Annotated in this window: 1 pseudogene; it reads left to right on the forward strand. The window is 54.3% G+C overall.

Annotated elements, in window-relative coordinates:
- Positions 1-357, forward strand: a pseudogene (locus tag JIN78_RS17040) (hypothetical protein); the annotation flags it as partial.

Consider the following 357-nt stretch of genomic DNA (forward strand, 5'->3'; position numbering starts at 1 on the left):
ATATGGCTATCAAACTCATTGCTAACTATTCCAAGCGCCTCGGTCTCCCGGGATATTCGTCGCATCAATTCTCGGTCTCGGTCGAGACGGAGTTGATGGCGACTGATGACCTCGAAGCTGAATCCGAGCGTCTCTATCATTTGCTGCAGTCCAATGTGGACCAGCAAATTCTGGAAACCGGCTTCGTCCCTCCTTCCACCTATGGCATGGACGAATCCGGTGCTCCCACCGGAGGCCAATCGGAAAACCGTTCCGATTCCGGCCCCAACAACATCACCCGATGGCCCAACGGAACGGCCTGGAAATGTTCCGACAAACAACGCGACCTCGTCCTGAAAATCGTTGCTGAGAACCAGC

This window comes from Roseibacillus ishigakijimensis, assembly GCF_016595415.1.
GTDB classification, from domain to species: Bacteria; Verrucomicrobiota; Verrucomicrobiia; order Verrucomicrobiales; family Akkermansiaceae; genus Roseibacillus; species Roseibacillus ishigakijimensis.